The sequence below is a fragment of the Pontibacter rugosus genome (assembly GCF_042678745.1).
GTDB classification, from domain to species: Bacteria; Bacteroidota; Bacteroidia; order Cytophagales; family Hymenobacteraceae; genus Pontibacter; species Pontibacter rugosus.
This window is the reverse complement of record NZ_JBHTLD010000084.1, coordinates 1-18,997: the sequence shown is the minus strand read 5'-3', so window position 1 is coordinate 18,997 and position 18,997 is coordinate 1. Positions and strand designations below refer to the sequence as shown.

14 protein-coding genes and 2 pseudogenes are annotated in these 18,997 nt (G+C 49.5%); all 16 read left to right on the top strand.

The window, feature by feature from the left end; translation table 11 throughout:
• Positions 1-203: 203 nt before the first annotated feature.
• The 16 genes and pseudogenes from ACFQ2O_RS10690 (at position 204) to ACFQ2O_RS10620 (ending at position 18,883) form a co-directional block, all read left to right on the top strand.
• Positions 204-932 carry an SDR family NAD(P)-dependent oxidoreductase gene (locus ACFQ2O_RS10690; RefSeq protein ID WP_377527121.1) on the top strand — a complete coding sequence of 243 codons (729 nt, stop codon included), beginning with the start codon at positions 204-206 and terminating at the stop codon, positions 930-932.
• A 197-nt stretch (positions 933-1,129) separates the two neighbouring features.
• Positions 1,130-1,225, top strand: a pseudogene (locus tag ACFQ2O_RS22700) (transposase-like zinc-binding domain-containing protein); the annotation flags it as partial.
• A 12-nt stretch (positions 1,226-1,237) separates the two neighbouring features.
• Positions 1,238-1,549: a helix-turn-helix domain-containing protein gene (locus ACFQ2O_RS10685; protein WP_377527119.1), complete on the top strand. Its 312-nt coding sequence runs from the start codon at positions 1,238-1,240 to the stop codon at positions 1,547-1,549.
• 1,095 nt (positions 1,550-2,644) lie between these two features.
• Positions 2,645-3,985, top strand: coding sequence for a hypothetical protein (locus tag ACFQ2O_RS10680; protein WP_377527117.1), 1,341 nt, complete (start codon positions 2,645-2,647; stop codon positions 3,983-3,985).
• A gap of 34 nt (positions 3,986-4,019) precedes the next feature.
• On the top strand, positions 4,020-4,283 hold the full coding sequence (locus ACFQ2O_RS10675) for a DUF4212 domain-containing protein (protein ID WP_068838393.1): 264 nt from the start codon (positions 4,020-4,022) through the stop codon (positions 4,281-4,283).
• 30 nt (positions 4,284-4,313) lie between these two features.
• Positions 4,314-6,005, top strand: coding sequence for a sodium:solute symporter family protein (locus tag ACFQ2O_RS10670; protein ID WP_377527115.1), 1,692 nt, complete (start codon positions 4,314-4,316; stop codon positions 6,003-6,005).
• A 73-nt stretch (positions 6,006-6,078) separates the two neighbouring features.
• Positions 6,079-6,327, top strand: a complete 249-nt coding sequence (locus tag ACFQ2O_RS10665; protein WP_377527112.1) for a hypothetical protein — start codon at positions 6,079-6,081, stop codon at positions 6,325-6,327.
• Complete coding sequence (locus tag ACFQ2O_RS10660; protein WP_377527110.1) at positions 6,324-9,047, top strand: ATP-binding protein; 2,724 nt, start codon at positions 6,324-6,326, stop codon at positions 9,045-9,047. Before ACFQ2O_RS10665 ends, ACFQ2O_RS10660 begins: the two co-directional genes overlap by 4 nt.
• Before the next feature lie 3 nt (positions 9,048-9,050).
• The gene (locus tag ACFQ2O_RS10655) at positions 9,051-9,434 is read left to right on the top strand and encodes a response regulator transcription factor (RefSeq protein WP_377527108.1); all 384 of its coding nucleotides are present in this window, start codon (positions 9,051-9,053) and stop codon (positions 9,432-9,434) included.
• A 21-nt stretch (positions 9,435-9,455) separates the two neighbouring features.
• Positions 9,456-11,339, top strand: a pseudogene (locus tag ACFQ2O_RS10650) (propionyl-CoA synthetase); the annotation flags it as partial.
• Between the two features lie 75 nt (positions 11,340-11,414).
• Positions 11,415-13,313, top strand: coding sequence for an acetate--CoA ligase (gene acs / locus ACFQ2O_RS10645; RefSeq protein WP_377527124.1), 1,899 nt, complete (start codon positions 11,415-11,417; stop codon positions 13,311-13,313).
• Between the two features lie 753 nt (positions 13,314-14,066).
• A complete protein-coding gene (locus ACFQ2O_RS10640) occupies positions 14,067-15,998 on the top strand; it encodes a DUF294 nucleotidyltransferase-like domain-containing protein (protein WP_377527106.1) in 1,932 nt (643 codons plus the stop codon).
• Complete coding sequence (locus ACFQ2O_RS10635; RefSeq protein WP_377527102.1) at positions 15,998-16,696, top strand: 3'-5' exonuclease; 699 nt, start codon at positions 15,998-16,000, stop codon at positions 16,694-16,696. Before ACFQ2O_RS10640 ends, ACFQ2O_RS10635 begins: the two co-directional genes overlap by 1 nt.
• Positions 16,697-16,834: 138 nt before the next feature.
• Positions 16,835-17,533: a hypothetical protein gene (locus ACFQ2O_RS10630; protein ID WP_377527099.1), complete on the top strand. Its 699-nt coding sequence runs from the start codon at positions 16,835-16,837 to the stop codon at positions 17,531-17,533.
• Between the two features lie 166 nt (positions 17,534-17,699).
• The gene (locus ACFQ2O_RS10625) at positions 17,700-18,206 is read left to right on the top strand and encodes a hypothetical protein (protein ID WP_377527097.1); all 507 of its coding nucleotides are present in this window, start codon (positions 17,700-17,702) and stop codon (positions 18,204-18,206) included.
• Positions 18,207-18,448: 242 nt separating this feature from the next.
• The gene (locus tag ACFQ2O_RS10620; protein WP_377527094.1) at positions 18,449-18,883 is read left to right on the top strand and encodes a hypothetical protein; all 435 of its coding nucleotides are present in this window, start codon (positions 18,449-18,451) and stop codon (positions 18,881-18,883) included.
• The last annotated feature ends 114 nt before the right edge of the window (positions 18,884-18,997 follow it).

The window sequence follows — 18,997 nt, the reverse complement described above, 5'->3', positions numbered from 1 at the left end:
GCTGGCGCGTTAGTTTGTTTCGTGCCCAAATATAAAAGCGGATCTGTGATGCGCTTAACAAGCAAAGAGGCTGGTGTTTCTGCTGCGGCAGGAGCACCAGCCTTTTTTTCTTTTGAATCCTACTTTTGAAGTATAGCCGTACCTTCAATAATCTAAAATCCGTAACTTCTAATTCATGATTTCTAATTTTTAATTCAAAAGAAGTGAACATCTACATCATCACCGGCACAAGCAAAGGCATTGGCAAAGCAATAGCAGAAGAACTACTGAAAGACGAAAACAACCAAGTGGTAGGCGTATCGCGCACGTGCAGTATACAGCACCCCAACTACCGCCACCAACCGATGGATTTCTCGGATGTAGAAGCGGTGGAGCATAACATGCAGAAAATCTTTCATGCTTACCCTGATGTGGAGAAGCTGGTGCTGATCAACAACGCTGGTGTGGTGGGAGACATTGGGTACGTAGGTGAAAACATGCCGAATGAGCGCTTCGAGTTTGTGTTTGATGTGAACGTGGTAGTGCCGGCTATGCTGATGAATACTTTTCTGCAAGTATACCAACAGCACAGGGCACAGAAAATAGTAGTTAATATTAGCTCGGGTGCAGGCAAGTATCCAGTGGATGGCTGGGCCAGTTACTGTGCTTCTAAAGCCGCTATCGATATGCTTTCGCAGACGGTGCAGTTAGAGCAGAACCAACGTGGAACAGGCGTAAAGATATATGCGCTTTCTCCGGGCGTGGTGGACACGCCGATGCAGGGGCAGATCAGAGCCAGCGATGTGTCTATGTTCAGTAATGTAGAGAAGTTCAGGAAGTACAAAGAGAACAATGAACTGGCCTCACCAGAAGAAGTAGGAAGTAAAATAGTGAAGTTCTTACAAAACACGGATAAGTACCAGGAGGTGTTGCTATCAGTAAGAGATATGTAGCTACGCACCAGCATACATACTTTTATGAAAGCCTCGCCAAAAGGACGGGGCTTTTTTGTAGTATAAGCATATGGGTTGATGTTAAACCGCTGATTTACTTAAGTATAGCTATAGTTGCTTTTTCATAGTTAAGTTGCTAAATTGTTATATATATGCTAAATAAGTATATATGAGTGCTTACTCACTTTTGAAAAAACATGAAACATCCTATCTGCCCCCGCTGTGACGCTCAGGAAGTTGTTAAAAGCGGTGTAATTCATGACAGACAGCGCTTTAGATGTAAGAAATGTAGCTATTATTTTACTGTGAACAAGCTTGGCAAGAACATAGACAGCTACTATGTCACAAAGGCGTTGCAGCTCTACATCGAAGGCATCAGCTACAGAGAGATAGAGCGCATCCTGGGTGTAAGCCATGTTTCGGTTATGAACTGGGTACGCAAGTATAAAATTAAAGCCCCGGAGCAAACCGCCTATCATCCTACTTATAAAATTCTGAACCACGCTGAACTGGTAGACTACCTCAAGAACAGTGGCAACCTAAAAGGTGCCGGCATGATGATTACGGAGCTTGGAGACAAGTATATGATGATTAAATGGAAGCGGTTTAAGGAGTGATTTTAGCCTGTGACCATGTTTAAAAGTATGCACGAATGTGTGTCTGTTAGGACTATTTAGCTTTGTAGCCGCCGTGATCCAACCACCCCTATCCCTCCTTATCTTTTTCGAGAGTCCCTACCCACAGGAGGGAAATTTGCTGCCACAGCTATTTCACAAGTATAAGCTTCATTGCTGAAGTATAAACCCGTCCCCTAAGAACAGAGGAGGGGAATCAGTCGCAGCTCCGTAAGCAGAGGCCACCTGAAATGTTTTCAGTCCTTGGGTTGAGCGCCTCGAGAGTTTCCGGTGACGAGCGCGAGCGAGGCAGCCCGAGGCACGAGGGCAGGAAAGGAAAGCAGCGCGATGCCCGAGGACGAGCCTTCGCGGGCTTGAGCGCTCCAAAGATATAGGTGAAACGTTTGGTATTTGGGAGCTGGAGGATGAACAGAAACCAGAAAGGATAGCTTGTTTGAGGAAGCAGAAACAACGGCAATGAAAATTCGGACGAGGCTGTACAGGTATGGCTCTGTGAGCCAGTAGAGCTGGAAGCTCTGCACTATAACAGGCACTAGCTGCAAGCCTTATCTTGTCCCATATCTTTTCTGGAAAAGGCCCTGATTTAGTAAAATTGTCCCCCTTGAGGGAACCACAGGGGTGTTTGCATCTGCTCAGTAATCCTTTGATGCTAAATCTGCCCTTTTTCACCCCAATAATCCCCTCAAGTGGATAGTTTTTTACTACTGTTGGTGCTGTAAATCTGAAAAGGGGCGAATCGGAAAAAGTTATGGGACAAGATAAGGCTGAAAGCTAGCGCCAGCGGGAGAGTTGCAAAATCCACATCATAATAGAATAAAAGTCTGAAAACTTGCGCCATAGCTAGATCATCGGAGGCAGGTCAAAGCACAAGCGGACGCTTGCACGCGATAAACACATAGCTAGAAATGCAGCCCACAGCATTACTAACTCCTCTTCCTTCTCCAAACCACCATCAACTATACTAAATTACCACATAAGTACACACCCCACCGCTATTATCCAGGCAAATCCTTAACATAGAATAAGAATTCAGGGCGCTATGTCCGCTGATGTTAACCTATAAACTCCTGAACAACAATGAAAAAACTGTTACTAAGTATAGTGGCCGGGCTTGGGCTTTGCTGCTTTGGAGGAAGCGTGATGGCGCAAGGATCTACGCTTTATGGAGCGGGACTAAAAGTGCCCCTGAATGAAGACGGCTCGAAGTATGTGCGCGTTATTCTGTGGAACCAGGTGTGGGTGCGCTACAACGAAAACAACACCGGCTCACTCCGCAATGGCGAACCAGAGGACGACACGTTCGACGTAGGCCTGCGCCGCTCACGGGTGCTGTTCTACTCCCAGATTTCCCCCCGCTTTCTGATCGTGACGCACTTCGGTATCAACAACCAGAATGCGGTGAGCGGCGGCGTTCTGGCGGCCGACGGCAAGAAGCCGCAGCTCTTCATGCACGACGCCTATGTGGAGTACAAGGTATTTGGAAATCAACTGAATTTAGGTGCCGGCCTGCATTACTGGAACGGCATCTCGCGCATGACCAATGCCAGTACCCTGAACTTTCTGGCAATGGATGCGCCAATCTTCAACTGGCCTACTATCGAAACCACTGACCAGTTTGCGCGCATGATCGGTGTATTTGCGAAGGGCAAACTTGGTAAGCTGGACTACCGCATGGCGGTAAATGACCCTTTCCTGACAAATACGGCAGAGGCCATTTCAACTACGGCCAACTACAACCCTCGAAACAACAAGAAAGTGTACCAGGGCTACTTCAACTACCAGTTCCTGGACCAGGAATCGAACCTGCTGCCCTACATGGTGGGCACCTACCTGGGTACCAAAAACGTGTTCAATATTGGCGCGGGCTTTTTGCACAACAGCGATGCCATGTGGCACGAAGAGCCACTGGGTTTTGGAGGTAGCAGGATTGTACAAGAGGACATGAGCCTGTTCGGGGTAGATGCCTTTCTGGACAAACCGCTGAACACGGAGACTGGCACGGCCATCACAGCCTACGCTGTATATTACAACTACGACTTCGGCAGAAACCATGTGCGCAGCATTGGCCTTCTGAACCCTGCTAACGGTGGCGGTGCATTAAGAGGTAATGCAGTTCCAACTATTGGCACAGGCAGCATTTACTACGGCCAGGCAGGCTATCTGCTGCCTACCAACACGTTTGGCGAAAAGGCAAGGCTGCAGCCCTATGCAGCTTTCAGCTATGGCAAGTTTGATGCTTTGGAGAACAGCAGCGGCGACAGAGTGGCAGCCAAAGTGCTGGATGTGGGAGCAAACGTTTACCTCGAGGGGCACAATGCCAAAATCACCCTCAACTACCGCAATCGCCCGGACTTTACCAACATCAACAACCTAAAATACAGGCCTGAAATTACGCTGCAGGCAATGATTTACTTATAAGATCCACTCATTTCAACATCTAACCTTTTCATCAATGGAAAATAACAAAGGAAGAATGCAGGAGTACTGGAAGCGAAACGTGCGCATCCTCTTTATACTGCTTGCGCTTTGGTTCATAGTGTCCTTTGTATTCGGGATACTGCTGGTCGACGAGCTCAATGCCATCCGCCTGGGCGGCTATAAGCTCGGGTTCTGGTTTGCGCAACAAGGGTCTATTTACAGTTTCGTCATCATCATTTTTGTTTATGTATGGCTGATGAACAAACTGGACAGAGAGTTTGACGTGCACGAAGACTAATTCTTTCAACTTACCTCAAAGACAATATATATGGGAATCCTAACCTGGACTTATATCATAGTAGGCATTACGTTTGCCCTCTACATCGGCATCGCCATCTGGTCGCGCGCCGGCTCTACGAAAGAGTTTTATGTGGCTGGCGGGGGCGTGAGTCCGCTGGCAAACGGTATGGCTACGGCCGCCGACTGGATGAGTGCGGCCTCGTTTATCTCCATGGCCGGCCTGATCTCGTTTATGGGCTACGATGGCTCCGTTTACCTGATGGGCTGGACAGGCGGCTATGTGCTGCTGGCTCTGCTACTGGCACCTTACCTGCGCAAGTTCGGCAAGTTTACCGTGCCTGACTTTGTGGGCGACCGCTACTACTCCAGAACAGCGCGTATGGTGGCTGTAGTTTGTGCCATCTTCATCTCTTTTACCTATGTGGCCGGGCAGATGCGCGGTGTGGGCATCGTGTTTTCGCGATTCCTGGAGGTGGAGATTGAGACAGGAGTGATAATTGGTATGATCATCGTGCTGTTCTACGCCGTGTTGGGTGGTATGAAGGGCATCACTTATACACAGGTAGCACAATTCTGCGTGCTGATCTTCGCCTATATGGTACCAGCCGTATTTATTTCCATCATGCTCACAGGCAATCCAATTCCGCAGTTGGGCTTGGGTAGTCAGGTAAGCGACGGCACCTACCTGCTCGATAAGTTAGATGGCATGCTGACAGAACTAGGCTTCGCTGCTTATACCAATGGTAGCAAGGCCACTATCGACGTGTTCTTTATCACGGCAGCATTGATGGTAGGCACAGCAGGGTTGCCACACGTAATTGTGCGTTTCTTTACGGTGCCTAAGGTAAAAGATGCACGTAAGTCGGCAGGTTATGCGCTAGTGTTTATAGCCATACTTTATACTACGGCTCCGGCAGTAGGTGCCTTTGGTATGTACAACATGCTGAATACTACCAGTAACCAACCGATTGCATCTATGCCGCAATGGGTAGGCAACTGGGGCAAAACAGGTCTGATTACAGTAACAGACAAGAATGCCGACGGTGTTATTCAGTATGTGAAGAACGCGGACCAGAATGAGCTTGTTATCGACAAAGATATCATGGTGCTGGCCAACCCGGAAATTGCCCGCCTGCCAAACTGGGTGATTGCCTTAGTGGCTGCCGGTGGTTTGGCTGCTGCGCTTTCTACAGCGGCAGGTCTGCTGCTCGTAATCTCCACTTCCATCTCACATGACTTACTCAAGAATTCCTTTATGCCGGACATATCAGAGAAAAATGAGTTGATCGCGGCACGTGTAGCAGCTACGGCAGCCGTAGTGGTGGCGGGTTACTTCGGTATCTATCCTCCGGGCTTTGTAGCCGAGGTGGTGGCCTTTGCCTTCGGTTTGGCGGCGGCTTCATTCTTCCCGGTCATCATCATGGGTATCTTCTCGAAAACGATGAACAAACAGGGTGCTATCTGGGGTATGGTAACAGGTCTGGCCTTTACGCTGGCTTACATCTCTTACTTCAAGTTTATCAACCCAGCAGCCAATTTGCCAGAGAACTGGTGGTTCCATATTTCGCCGGAAGGCATTGGTACCCTTGGTATGGTGTTGAATTTTATTGTATCTTTTGTGATATCCAAGATGACACCTCCGCCGCCAGCGCATATTCAGGACCTGGTGGAGGATATCAGAATTCCTCGCGGAGCAGTTGCCTCAACGGCGGCACATTAAGCGTTCTTTACATCATACAATAGCCGACCCCACTCCCAGAATCCCGCGAAGGGGCCAGGGGTGGGGTCGCTAATTGAAATCAGTTTTATACTTAACCCAACTCATGCGCGACCGTGTAAAAGGCAGGCGACTTTTTTTTATCAGCATCCTGTTCTTGGTGCTGCTAAATTTCCCGGTGCTCTCCATCTTCAACAAAGGTGGTGTGGTGGCGGGTGTGCCTGTTTTATACGTGTACATGATGCTGGTGTGGCTGGCCTGTATCATGGCGATTGGCCTATTTGTGGAGCGAAAGCAGATTCGTAAACCGAAAACTAAAGTATGAATTACTGGCTAGTCATCGGTGTGTCGTTTCTGTACCTGGCTTTGCTGTTCGGGCTGGCGTACTGGGCCGAAAGGCGATCGGTGGTAGGTAAAAGTTTCGTCAGCAACCCCTACATCTACGCCCTCTCGATGGCTGTGTACTGCACCGCCTGGACGTACTATGGCAGCGTAGGGCGTGCGGCCACCACTGGTTTGCAGTACCTGGCTATTTACGTAGGGCCAACCCTGATGGCGCCGCTGTGGTGGGTGGTGCTGCGCAAGATCATCCGCATCTGCAAAGTACAGCGCATCACCACCCTGGCCGATTTTATCTCCTCGCGCTATGGCAAAAGTATCACACTGGGCAGTATTGCTACCATTATCTGTGTACTGGGTGTGATTCCGTACATCTCTATTCAACTCAAAGCCATCACCAGCAGTCTTAGTATTTTAACAAAGAGGGCCGGAGAGGTAGAGGCGTTTCCAGATACTTCTTTTTTCATCGCCATTGGGTTGGCGCTGTTCACTATTGTGTATGGCACACGGCACATTGAGGCCACCGAGCGCCACGAAGGCATGGTAACAGCTATTGCTTTCGAGTCGGTGCTGAAGCTGGTGGTGTTTCTCGTGGCGGGTATATTTGTGACTTACGTTGTTTTCAACGGGTTTGATGATGTGATGGCGCAGGCGCAGCAGCTGCCCAATTTCGAGCAACTGATGACGTTCAGCAACCAGAGCGGTTATGCGGAGTGGTTCTGGATGGTGTTTCTCTCGATGCTGGCTATCCTGTTTTTGCCGCGCCAGTTTCAGGTGGCGGTAGTGGAGAACGTGGACGAGCAGCACCTGAACAAAGCCATGTGGCTGTTCCCGCTATACTTGTTTGTGATCAATATTTTCGTGCTGCCCATCGCCTTGGGCGGCGACATTCTGTTTGCCCCCGGCACCTATGATGCCGATATGTTTGTGCTGGCGATCCCGCTAAGTCAGGGGCAAAACCTGCTGGCGCTGCTGGTGTACCTGGGCGGGTATTCGGCAGCCACCAGCATGGTAATTGTGGCTACTATCGCACTAAGTGTGATGATGAGCAACAACCTGATCATGCCGCTCATGATCAATACGCCCTATTTCAAAACCAGCAACCAGGACAGACTTGCCCGCATCCTGCTTTACAGCCGCCGCTTGTGCATTCTGGTGGTGCTGCTGCTAGCTTATATGTACTACAAAGGCGTGGCCGAATACTACTCGTTGGTAGAGGTGGGGCTGGTGTCATTTGCGGCGGTGGCGCAGTTTGCCCCGGCCGTGATAGGCGGTATCTTCTGGAAAGAAGGTACGAAAGGAGGTGCTTTGGCAGGCATTACAGTGGGTGCCGCACTTTGGTTTTATACGTTGGTGATTCCCTCCATTGTGGGTGTGGGCATGCTGCCGCCGAGCGTAATGAGCCAAGGGCCGTTTGGCATAGAGCTGCTAAAGCCGTTTGAACTGTTTGGCCTGCAGGGAATGGACTATATCTCGCATGCCATGTTCTGGACGATGTTCCTGAATACCGGGTTTTACGTGGGCGTGTCGCTGCTAAGCCGGCAAACCTCGCAGGAGCGGAACCAGGCGGAGGTGTTTGTCGATATTTTCCGTTACTCTACGGTCTATGAATCATCCATCGTCTGGAAGGGTACAGCCTATATCCCTGATATCAAGTCATTGCTGGTAAACTTTCTGGGAGATAAACGCACCGAAACGGCTCTTAAAACTTACCAGCGCAAGTATCCCGCTCCGGAAGATGCCAGCGGTAAGGCCGATCCAAAACTCGTAACTTATGCCGAAAAGCTGCTGTCGGGTGTGATCGGTACATCATCGGCGCGCATTATGGTAGCGTCGGTAGTGAAGGAGGAGGAAATAAGTATAGACGAGGTGCTGAACATCCTGCGGGAGTCGCAGCAGCTCATTAGCATCAACAACGAACTGCGCAGAAAGTCGCTGGAGCTGCGGCGGGCAACCGAGCAGTTGCGCAGCGCCAACGAGCGCCTGAAGCAGCTGGACGAACTGAAAGACGAGTTCCTCTCTACGGTTACGCACGAGCTGCGCACGCCGCTTACGTCTATCCGCGCGCTCTCTGAAATTCTGTACGACAACTCCGACATGGAGCGCGAGGACCAGGAGCACTTTCTGCATACCATCGTGAAAGAGTCGGAACGGCTGACGCGGTTGATTACGCAAGTGCTGGACCTGGAGCGCTTCGAAAGCGGCCGCCAAAAGCTGAACATGGAGCCAGTAGAGCTAAAGGAGCTTGTACAGGAGTCGGTAGAGGCACTGGAGCAGCTTGTACAGGAAAAGAACATAGAGCTGGTGGTAGATGTGCAGCACAGTTTGCCAAGTATAAATGCCGACCGCGATCGCCTGATACAGGTGCTGGTAAACCTCATCTCCAACGCTATTAAGTTCTGCAACCCCGAGAGCGGAAAAATAATCGTTTCGTGCTACTTTATTGATGGTGACGTAAAGGTTAATGTGGTGGACAATGGTAAAGGCATTGACCCGGAGAGCCAGCAGCAGATTTTCGACAAGTTTTACCAGGCCAAGCACCAGAACATCCGCAAGCCAGAGGGCAGTGGGCTGGGGCTGGCCATCAGCAAAAAAATAATTGAGTCGCACCAGGGGCGGCTGTGGCTGGAGAGTGAGCCAGGCAAAGGAGCGAAGTTCTCTTTTACACTGCCTGTGCAGGTAACAGCCGCCGCTGCTAAAGTATAAACTATGAGCAAAGTGAAAGAGAAACTGAAGGTGTTGGTGGTGGATGATGAGCCAAGTATACTGCTGCCGCTGGAGTTCCTGATGCGGAAGAACGGCTATGAGGTGTTTATTGCGCGTAACGGAACGGAGGCGATCGAGAGCGTGAACAAAGAGCTGCCACAGGTAGTGGTGCTTGATATTATGATGCCCGATGTGGATGGCTACGAAGTATGCCGCCATATCCGGAAGAAAGAAGAAATGAAAGGTGCCAAGGTGATTTTCTTAAGCGCCAAAACCAAGGAAACAGATGTAAAGAAAGGCTATGCCGTGGGAGCGGATTTATACATCCCTAAGCCTTTTTCGACACGCTTCCTGATGGAGAAAATAAAAGAAATGACTGTGAGTTGATCGTATAAAAACAGCAGAACTATGGAGAACTCAACCCGAACACCCAAAACATACGAGCAGGCCTACGCCCAGAGTATAGCAGACCCGGAGGCATTCTGGGGAGAACAGGCCGCACAGCTGGATTGGTACGAGAAGCCGGAGCAGATTCTGACTACTGACGAAAACGGCTTTTACCGCTGGTTTAAAGGCGGCAAGCTAAACACCGCTTACCTGGCCCTGGATTACCACGTAGACAACGGCCGTGCCGACCAGACAGCGCTGATTTATAACTCGCCCGTAACTAATACCATCAAGAAGTATACGTACCGGGAGCTGCGCGATTTTGTGGCGCGGTTTGCTGGGGCGTTGCAGGATTTGGGAGTGGGAAAGGGGGATACTGTGGTCATTTACATGCCTGTTATACCGGAGGCGATGGTGGCGATGCTGGCTTGTGCCCGTCTGGGAGCGATACACTCGGTGGTGTTCGGTGGCTTTGCCCCGCATGAGCTGCGCGTGCGCATTGATGATGCCAAGCCCAAAGTGGTTATTTCCGCCTCCTGCGGTATCGAGTTTGCCAACACTATTCCGTACAAGCCGCTACTCGACAAAGCCCTCGATACCAGCACACACAAACCTGACCATACCATTATTTTTCAGCGGCCGCAGGTAAAAGCCCAAATGCAACCGGGCCGGGACTTAGATTACATGGAGGTGCTGGAGCAGGCCGAACCAGCCGATTGTGTACCTGTAGATGCTACCGACCCGCTGTACATACTTTATACTTCGGGCACCACCGGCAAACCCAAAGGCATTGTGCGCGATAACGGCGGCCATGCGGTGGCGCTTAAGTATAGCATGAAGGCGGTGTATGATGTAGATCCGGGCGATGTGTTCTGGGCGGCTTCAGATGTAGGCTGGGCCGTGGGGCATTCATACTTAGTATACGGGCCGCTGATTCACGGCTGTACCACGATACTTTTCGAGGGCAAGCCGGTGCGCACACCTGATGCCGGTACGTTCTGGCGCGTGATTCAGGAGCACGGTGTAAAGGTGCTGTTTACCGCCCCAACCGCGTTCCGTGCCATCAAAAAAGAAGATCCAGACGGGCTGTTCAAAAAGAAGTATGACACGCCATCGCTCAAGTACCTGTTTTTAGCTGGAGAACGCTGCGATGTAGCGACCTACCACTGGGCAAAAGATATGCTGAAAGTGCCGGTGATCGACCACTGGTGGCAAACCGAATCCGGCTGGCCAATGGTAGCCAACATGATGGGCATAGAAGATCTGCCTGCTAAACCTGGCTCTGCCGGTAACCCTGTCTGTGGCTACGAGGTACAGATTCTGAACGAGGAAGGAAAGCAACTCATCCCGAACCAGGAAGGCATTGTAGCCGTGAAACTGCCTTTGCCACCAGGCTGCCTGCCGACGCTCTGGCAGGATGATGAGCGTTTCCGTAAATCATACCTGGAGCAGTTCCCCGGCTACTATATGACCGGCGACGGCGGCTACATCGACGAAGACGGCTACGTATACATCATGGGTCGTATTGATGATGTGATCAATGTATCCGGGCATCGCCTCTCTACTGGCGAGATGGAGGAGATGGTAGCAGCGCATCCGGCAGTGGCTGAATGTGCTGTGGTAGGTATAGCCGACGATCTGCGCGGGCAGCGGCCTATCGGGCTCGTGGTATTGAAAGACGGCCAGACGATAGGGGAGCAGCAACTGGAAAAGGAGCTGGTAAGCATAATCCGGGAGCAGATCGGGGCGGTGGCATACTTCAAAAACGTGCTGCTGGTGAACCGACTGCCTAAAACCCGGTCCGGCAAGATACTGCGCCGCATCCTGCGCCACATTGCAGACGGTACTCCGTATGCCGTACCTTCTACTATAGACGATCCGGTTATTCTGACTGAAATTCACGATCACCTGAAGAAACGACGCATCGGGAATGCATTCATAAACCTTAAGACAAACGCAAACCAAGAACTAAACCTTGCCATGACGAACTATCAAGTTAAAACTTTTGAAGAGTACCAGGAAGCCTACAAACGCAGCACCGAAGACCCGGAAGGCTTCTGGTCTGATATTGCAGAAACCTTTACCTGGCGCAAAAAGTGGGACAAAGTGCTTGACTGGAATTTTGAAGAGCCAAGTATAAAGTGGTTCCAGGGCGGTAAAATGAACATCACAGAAAACTGCCTGGACCGCCACCTGAAAACCCGCGGCAACAAGCTGGCCCTGATCTGGGAGCCAAACGACCCGAAAGAGCGTTTTGTGCGCTATACCTACCGCGAACTGCACGAGAAAGTATGCCAGTTTGCTAACGTGCTCAAAAAGAACGGCGCCAAGAAAGGTGATCGCATCTGTATCTACATGCCGATGATTCCAGAACTGGCGATTGCTGTGCTGGCTTGTGCCCGTATCGGAGCCATTCACTCGGTTGTATTTGCCGGTTTCTCTGCCGTAGCCATGGCCGACAGAATCAATGACGCACAATGTAGCATGGTTTTGACTTCTGACGGTTTGAACCGTGGTGCCAAGCAGATTCCGGTGAAGCGTGTAGTAGACGAAGCACTCGAAAACTGTGAGTCTGTAAAGCGTGTAATTGTGTTTGAGCGCCTGGGCTGGGCTGTTAACATGGTGGAAGGCCGCGATGTGTGGTTCCACGACGAGGTGAAGGATGTGAGCAAAGAGTGTCCTGCCGAGGAAATGGACGCAGAAGACATGCTGTTTATACTCTATACGTCAGGCTCCACGGGCAAACCGAAAGGCGTGGTGCATACTTGTGGCGGTTATATGGTATATGCCCAGTACAGCTTCAGCAACGTATTCCAATACCAGGAAAGCGATGTTTACTGGTGTACGGCTGACATCGGCTGGATTACCGGCCATACGTACCTGGTGTATGGTCCGCTGCTGGCGGGTGCCACCACCTTAATGTTTGAAGGCGTACCAACCTACCCGGACAACGGCCGCTTCTGGCAAGTATGCGATAAGTTTGGCGTGACGATATTCTATACAGCTCCAACCGCTATTCGTGCCCTGATGGGCGGTGATTTGGATGATGTGCTTTCGTACAGCCTGGACTCGCTGCGTGTACTTGGCTCCGTAGGAGAGCCGATCAACGAAGAAGCCTGGCACTGGTATCATACGCACGTCGGCAAAGAGGATTGTCCGGTGGTGGATACCTGGTGGCAAACCGAAACAGGCGGTATCATGATCTCTACACTGGCTGATGTTACCCCGATGAAACCAAGCCACGCAGGCCTTCCGCTGCCGGGTATTCAGCCAATACTGGTAGATGGTGACGGAAATGAGATTACCGAAAATGGGCAGGAAGGTTATCTGTGCATGAAGTTCCCATGGCCAGGCATCATTCGCACCACCTACGGCGACCATGAACGCGCCCGCCTGAGCTACTTCTCTACTTACAAAGGCTTATACTTTACCGGCGACGGAGCCAAGCGCGACGAGAACGGCTTGTACCGTATCATTGGGCGTGTAGATGATGTAATCAACGTATCAGGGCACCGTTTCGGAACCGCCGAAATCGAGGAAGCCATCAATCACAACGAGCACGTAATTGAATCGGCTGTGGTAGGCTATCCGCATGATGTGAAGGGGCAGGGCATCTACGCCTTCGTCATTCTGAAGGACAAGCCGGAGCGCGAGGAATACCTGCGTGCCGAGATCATTGAGACGGTAGTAGAGAAGATCGGCAAAATAGCCAAACCAGACAAAATCCAGATCGTAAGCGGCTTGCCAAAAACCAGATCCGGTAAGATCATGCGCCGCATCCTGCGCAAAGTAGCCGAAGGTGATACCTCAAATCTAGGTGATACCTCCACGCTGCTTGATCCGGATGTAGTGGAAGAGATCAAGAATAACGCGCTCTAGGCGTAAATTTAGTTTAGTTGTTTTAAGCCCTGCAGCATTTGCTGCAGGGCTTTTTGCTTTTGGTATGGGCTCCAGAGAATGTCTTCTGGGTTCAAATGCTTGCCGCAGTCTAACCACCACCAGTCCCGCCTTGTCTAAGGAGGGTTGGGGAGCTTTACCCCTCCCCAACCCTCCTCTAAAACAGGGGAGGGAGCATATAATTGCTGCGGAAGAAGTATAAGCTTTGTAGTTTCAGTTGTTTTGATGAACCCACCCCTAACCCCTCCGAGGAGGGGAATTATCCGCAGGAGGGTAAACTCCCCCTGTAATCCTCTCAAGGGGGCAGTTCTGCTTGTTGCATCGTGAAGGCTGTGACTAGCTAAGCTGTTTCCAGTCCTTGGGTTGAGCGCCTTGTAATTGATGCGGTGCCCGAAGGGCAGCCTGCAGCGCAGCGGTGGCAGCTTCAATTGCACAGCGCGATACCCTTATCGAGGGCCCCTACCCCCAGGACGGGGCCCCGCTCATATAGGGCCCCTACCCCAGCCGTGAGCGCTCCAAAGTTAAAGGTGAAACAGTGGGTATTTGGGAGCTGGAGGATGAACGGAAGCTAGAAAGGATACCTTGGCTGAAGCTGCAGAAAGCCAGCGAGTAAGTATAAGCAGTGGCAGTCAAAGGAGTAAGCAGAAACAGCAGCCAGAGAAATACCTTAACCCCAAACCCCTTGCACCTCATCCTCAAAACCCTTACCTTAAACAAGCACAAACTAACTTCGTTATGAAACCCGCCAACGCCATACAAGAGCGTGTATTCGAATTCCTGAAGCAGTACCCGCCGTTTAACCTGATTGCGCAGGAACAGCTGCGGCAGCTGGCGGGGCAGGTGCGGGTGCAGTACCTTGAGCCGAAGCAGGTGCTATTCAGGCAGGGCGATACGCCGCATGAGGTGTTTTATGTGGTGCGGCAAGGATCGGTGCGGTTGGAGCAGGGGCCGGAAGAAGCCAGGCGACTGGTGGATGTATGCGATGAAGGAGATGTTTTTGGAGCCCGGGCGCTAATCGCCAAAAAGAACTATTCCTCCACAGCTACAGCAGCAGAGGAAACACTGGTGTATGGTGTATCTATTGCGCTGTTCGACCCCGTTCTGCGGCACAACCCGGAGGTGGTTCTATACTTTGCCGCTGGTTTTGCAGCTGGGGCTCCTGTCCAACAAGGGAATATGCAGGAAACGCAAGCCGCCCGCCGTAATCTGGGCAGCTATACAGCACACCAGCCGCTGCACCTCGAAGAGGTTCTGACACTGGAGACCAACCACAGCAAAGTTACCTGCACCCCTCAAACTACTGTTCGGCTGGCGGCCCAGATTATGAGCGACAAAGACTCCAGTTTTATACTGGTGGTTAATGAGCAGGAGCACCCAATAGGTATCGTAACCGACACAGATTTACGGAAGCGCGTGGTGGCAGGGCCGATAAGTATAGAAGATTCCGTTTCAGCAGTGATGTCGGCACCGGTGATTACGCTGAAACCCAATCCGCACATGGCCGAAGCTTTATTGCTGATGATGCGCCACCGGGTAAAGCACCTTTGTGTAACAAGCAACGGAACGGCAAACTCACCGGCAGAAGGAGTGCTAACAGAACATCACCTGTTACTCGCGCAGGGCAATAACCCAGCGGTGCTGGTGCAGGAAATTCGTCAGACGCAACGTATAGACAGTTTGCCTGCTATCCGGAACCGTGCCGAGGAGCTGCTGCAGAAGTACCTGGAGCAGGACGTAAACATCGCCTTTATTGCCAACATACTGTCAGAAGTTAATGATGCGCTGATCGTGCGGGCGCTGGAGTATGCCGAAAGTATATTGGGTGAGCCGCCGCTACGCTACTGCTGGCTTTCTATTGGGAGTGAGGGGCGCGAGGAGCAACTGCTGCGAACCGATCAGGATAACGCGCTGGTGTTTGAAGATGCGCATGCAGGGCAAGAGATGGAGGCACAGGCATACTTTGTGAAACTGGCGGGGCTGGTAAACGAGGTGCTTGCTAGCTGTGGATTTGAAAGATGCCCTGCCAACATGATGGCAGGTAACATTAAGTGGTGCCAGCCGCTGCACACCTGGAAACAATACTTTCATGCCTGGATTCATGAGCCGACCGAAGAAGCCTTGCTCAACGCCAGTATCTTTTTTGACTATCGCCCTGTGTACGGCAGTTTTGAACTGGCCCATCAGTTAACCGATTACATTTACGAGCACATACAGCAGGAGCGTATTTTCCTGCCATACCTGGCCAAGCACGCCTTACAGAGCCCGCCGCCGCTTAGCTTTTTTCGTAATTTTATGGTGGAGCGCGGAGGAGGGCACAAAGACCAGTTCGATATAAAACTACGAGCCATGACGCCGCTGGTTGATGCTGCCCGTGTGCTGACGCTGGATAACCGGGTGGCGGGAGAGAACAACACCTTTAAGCGCTTTGCCAAACTTGCCGAACTGGAGCCGCAGAATGCAGCACTCTACCGCGAAGCTGCCGTGGCCTACGAAATCATGATGCGCCACCGTGCCTTAAGTGGGCTTCGTAACCACAATACGGGCCGCTACATTAGTCCTGAGCAGCTTAACAAACTAGAGCGGCAGACGCTTCGGAACACTTTCAAGCTTATCAGCGATGTGCAGGAACTGTTGCAGGTGCGCTTTCAATTAAATTACCTGAGCTGATGCTAACGTGGCTAAACAAACTTATATCCACTAAACCCGAAGCAAACCCCAATGATCCTGCTTTCTGGAAAGCGTACATTCAAAGTATAAATAGGCAGGCATCCTCTGACGTCCCGCTTTCTGTTGCTGAGTTTGTGGTGTTTGATACCGAAACTACCGGCCTGGACGAGAAGAACGATAAGGTATTGGCCATTGGAGCTGTAAAAGTACGGCAGGGGCAGGTGCTGGTGCAGGAGAGTTTCGAATGCGTGGTGCGGCAGGAGATAGCGTACGGCAATAAAAGCGCCGAAGTGCACGGGCTGCTGCGGCAGGAACTGGAGCAGGGAGTACCAGAGCTGGATGCTTTAGAGGCTTTTCTGGCTTTTGCAGGAAATGCTGTTTTGGTCGGCCACCACGTAGCGTTTGATGTAGAAATGGTGAATGGCATGATGCAACGCAGCGGCTTAGAGGGCAGGCTCTACAACAAAACACTGGATACGGCCCAGCTAGCCAAACGTTTGGAACGACGCCAGCTGTCCCCTGATAGCTACCGCCGCTCCGACTATACCTTGGACACCCTCATCAGCAAGTATAACTTACCTACAGAATCCCGCCACACGGCCTCCGGCGATGCCTTTATCACCGCCATACTGCTGCTAAAGCTGCTGGCACAGGCACAAAAGCGTGGGATTAAAAAAGTGGGGGAGTTGGTGCGGTAGGTGGTAATTTTTGAAGTTCTGCTTATTTGTATATTTATCAGATGTGCCGAATATCTTTTCTGTTTATCTGCTATATTTGGTGTATAGTGGGAGAAGGTTTTCTTGTATGCTATAGTTACCTTTCATTTAAAAAAAATAATGTGGCCTTTAAACGACATCACAGTTTACTACAACGGTACGAAAATCAAGGAGACTCCTTTTGATTGGGAATTCCGAAAAACGGTGAACTTTGTCTCAGACTACTATTACCATTCTTTGGAGGGGTATAAGCCTCCAAAAACAGGAAGAATCTGCATACAGACAAATAAAGAAAGGGTTTCTAAGGAACCTTCCTACATTGGAGCTATTTGCACACTCTACACTACAATGGATGAAGAGCTATATCTTCGACTCAATAAAGTGGAGCAGTATCGATATCTCCTTGACCTGATCCATAATACTGTAATGGAAGCCGCAGATAAGTTAGGCTGGGACAAATCAGTTTTTGAATCAGCTTACCGAACTGTTCTTAGCTCTGACTTTATATTTGAGAAACGTCATAAAAGAAGGAAATCGAGAGACCGGAAAAGCACAGGTGTAGCAATACTGGCAAAAACAGAAAGTACAGCTACTCTTAAAGTATGTATAGTAACAGGAAGCTCCACAAGAGAAGCGGTTTTGTTCGATAAAAAGAATTGGTGGTGGGGAGATAGCTCGTACGCAATTGCATTAAAGTGTAAATGGATTGACCAAGACAGTTTCGGTTATGAATCCAAATCCAAAAATGAGTTTGCCTATTATTCGGTCATAGAAGATAAAGTGAAAAAGAACATACACTTTGAAGATTCTGTCTTCTAAATAAAATAACCAGCTGGTAACAAGTTATAAAATTCACACTTCGGTTACGCCCCGTTCGCCTTTTATATAAACCGCTGATTTTCTAGTTTAAGGCAAAAAAACGCTTCTCTATACTTGCTCAAAAGCTAAAACCTTTAAAGTTGATATAGAACCCAAACCCCGTACTATGAAATACTACAACTTTAAGGAGAGAAGCTATACTTCAGGCCCACATCTTATAGGACTGTTGTTGATAGTTGCTGGTTTGGTTTCGACAGTTAGCCCCGTATTTATAGAAGGATCAAGCTCTTTAGAAAAAGCTATGTGGGTTGGAGCAGGAGCCATAACACTTGGGCTTGTAATAGTATTATCCTACAATGGTACTCTTATAGATTTCGATAGGAATAGAGTAAAAGAATACTCCTCCATTATGGGCTATAAAGCAGGAAAATGGGTAACTCTACCAAACATTACAAAAGTAGCAGTGATTTCTGTTAGACAGAAAGCTGCAAACACTCCTAATGGTATAAGCCCAACTTGGTCAGGAACTGTAACGGAGCACAAGGTATTTCTGTACGCAGCCAAACCTACACCACACCTTTTATTTGGGTTCTCAAACAGAGAACGTGCCCTACAGACTGCTAAGCTTTTAGCAGCTAATTTAGACGCTGCTTGTGAATTGCCAAATCAGTAATAAGGTTATGGAATTTACCTTGTCGTGCTGCATAGATGGGATAGGTGTCTGTAGAATATCCGAAACCGGTACAATAGATTTTGTTTGATGGTAAATAAGATTTTAGTCCTGTTCGGCTTATTTGTAGATTCAGCAAATGAGCTAAATGGCTATTTCGTTTATCTGCTATATTTGAAGTATAGCAGGAGTAGTACCTCTGCTAGCACATAGTTACCAGCAATTAGAATTATAAAAAAACATATTTGGACAAGAAAATATCTTTCAAAAAGCGGTTACTAATATCGCTGCCTCTGTTACTAATAGGTTCTGGATTTGTGATTTGGCTTATTTTGAAACCCGAATATGAGTACCATTACTATAAATTGAATGATTGTGGGAACAGTTATTTAACAGCAATTATTTATTGGGAACCTGGCGAACGTGGGGTGATTTTAGCAAAAGGAAAACATGAAAGTTTGCCGACGAATGATTTTCTTATTTACAGAGATTTAAGCGGCTTTGATGCTTATTTTAGCGCTATTGCGACCTGTGAAAGTGGTACTGTGGTTGTTAACTCAGGTGAACATTTCTTTTACAAACAAGAAGGCTCAAAAGATATTAAACCACGCGTTTTATATTCTGATGATTACACCAAATTAATGGAAGAAGGTAAGGGTATAGAAGTTAAATTGTATTAGAAAAACAAACTGGTAACCACGCCTAAACTTTAGCTTCGCCACAGTTTAGACCAGACCGCTATACATGTCACAAACAAAAATCACAAGTCTTTTCAATTTTAAACTTAATGCTTA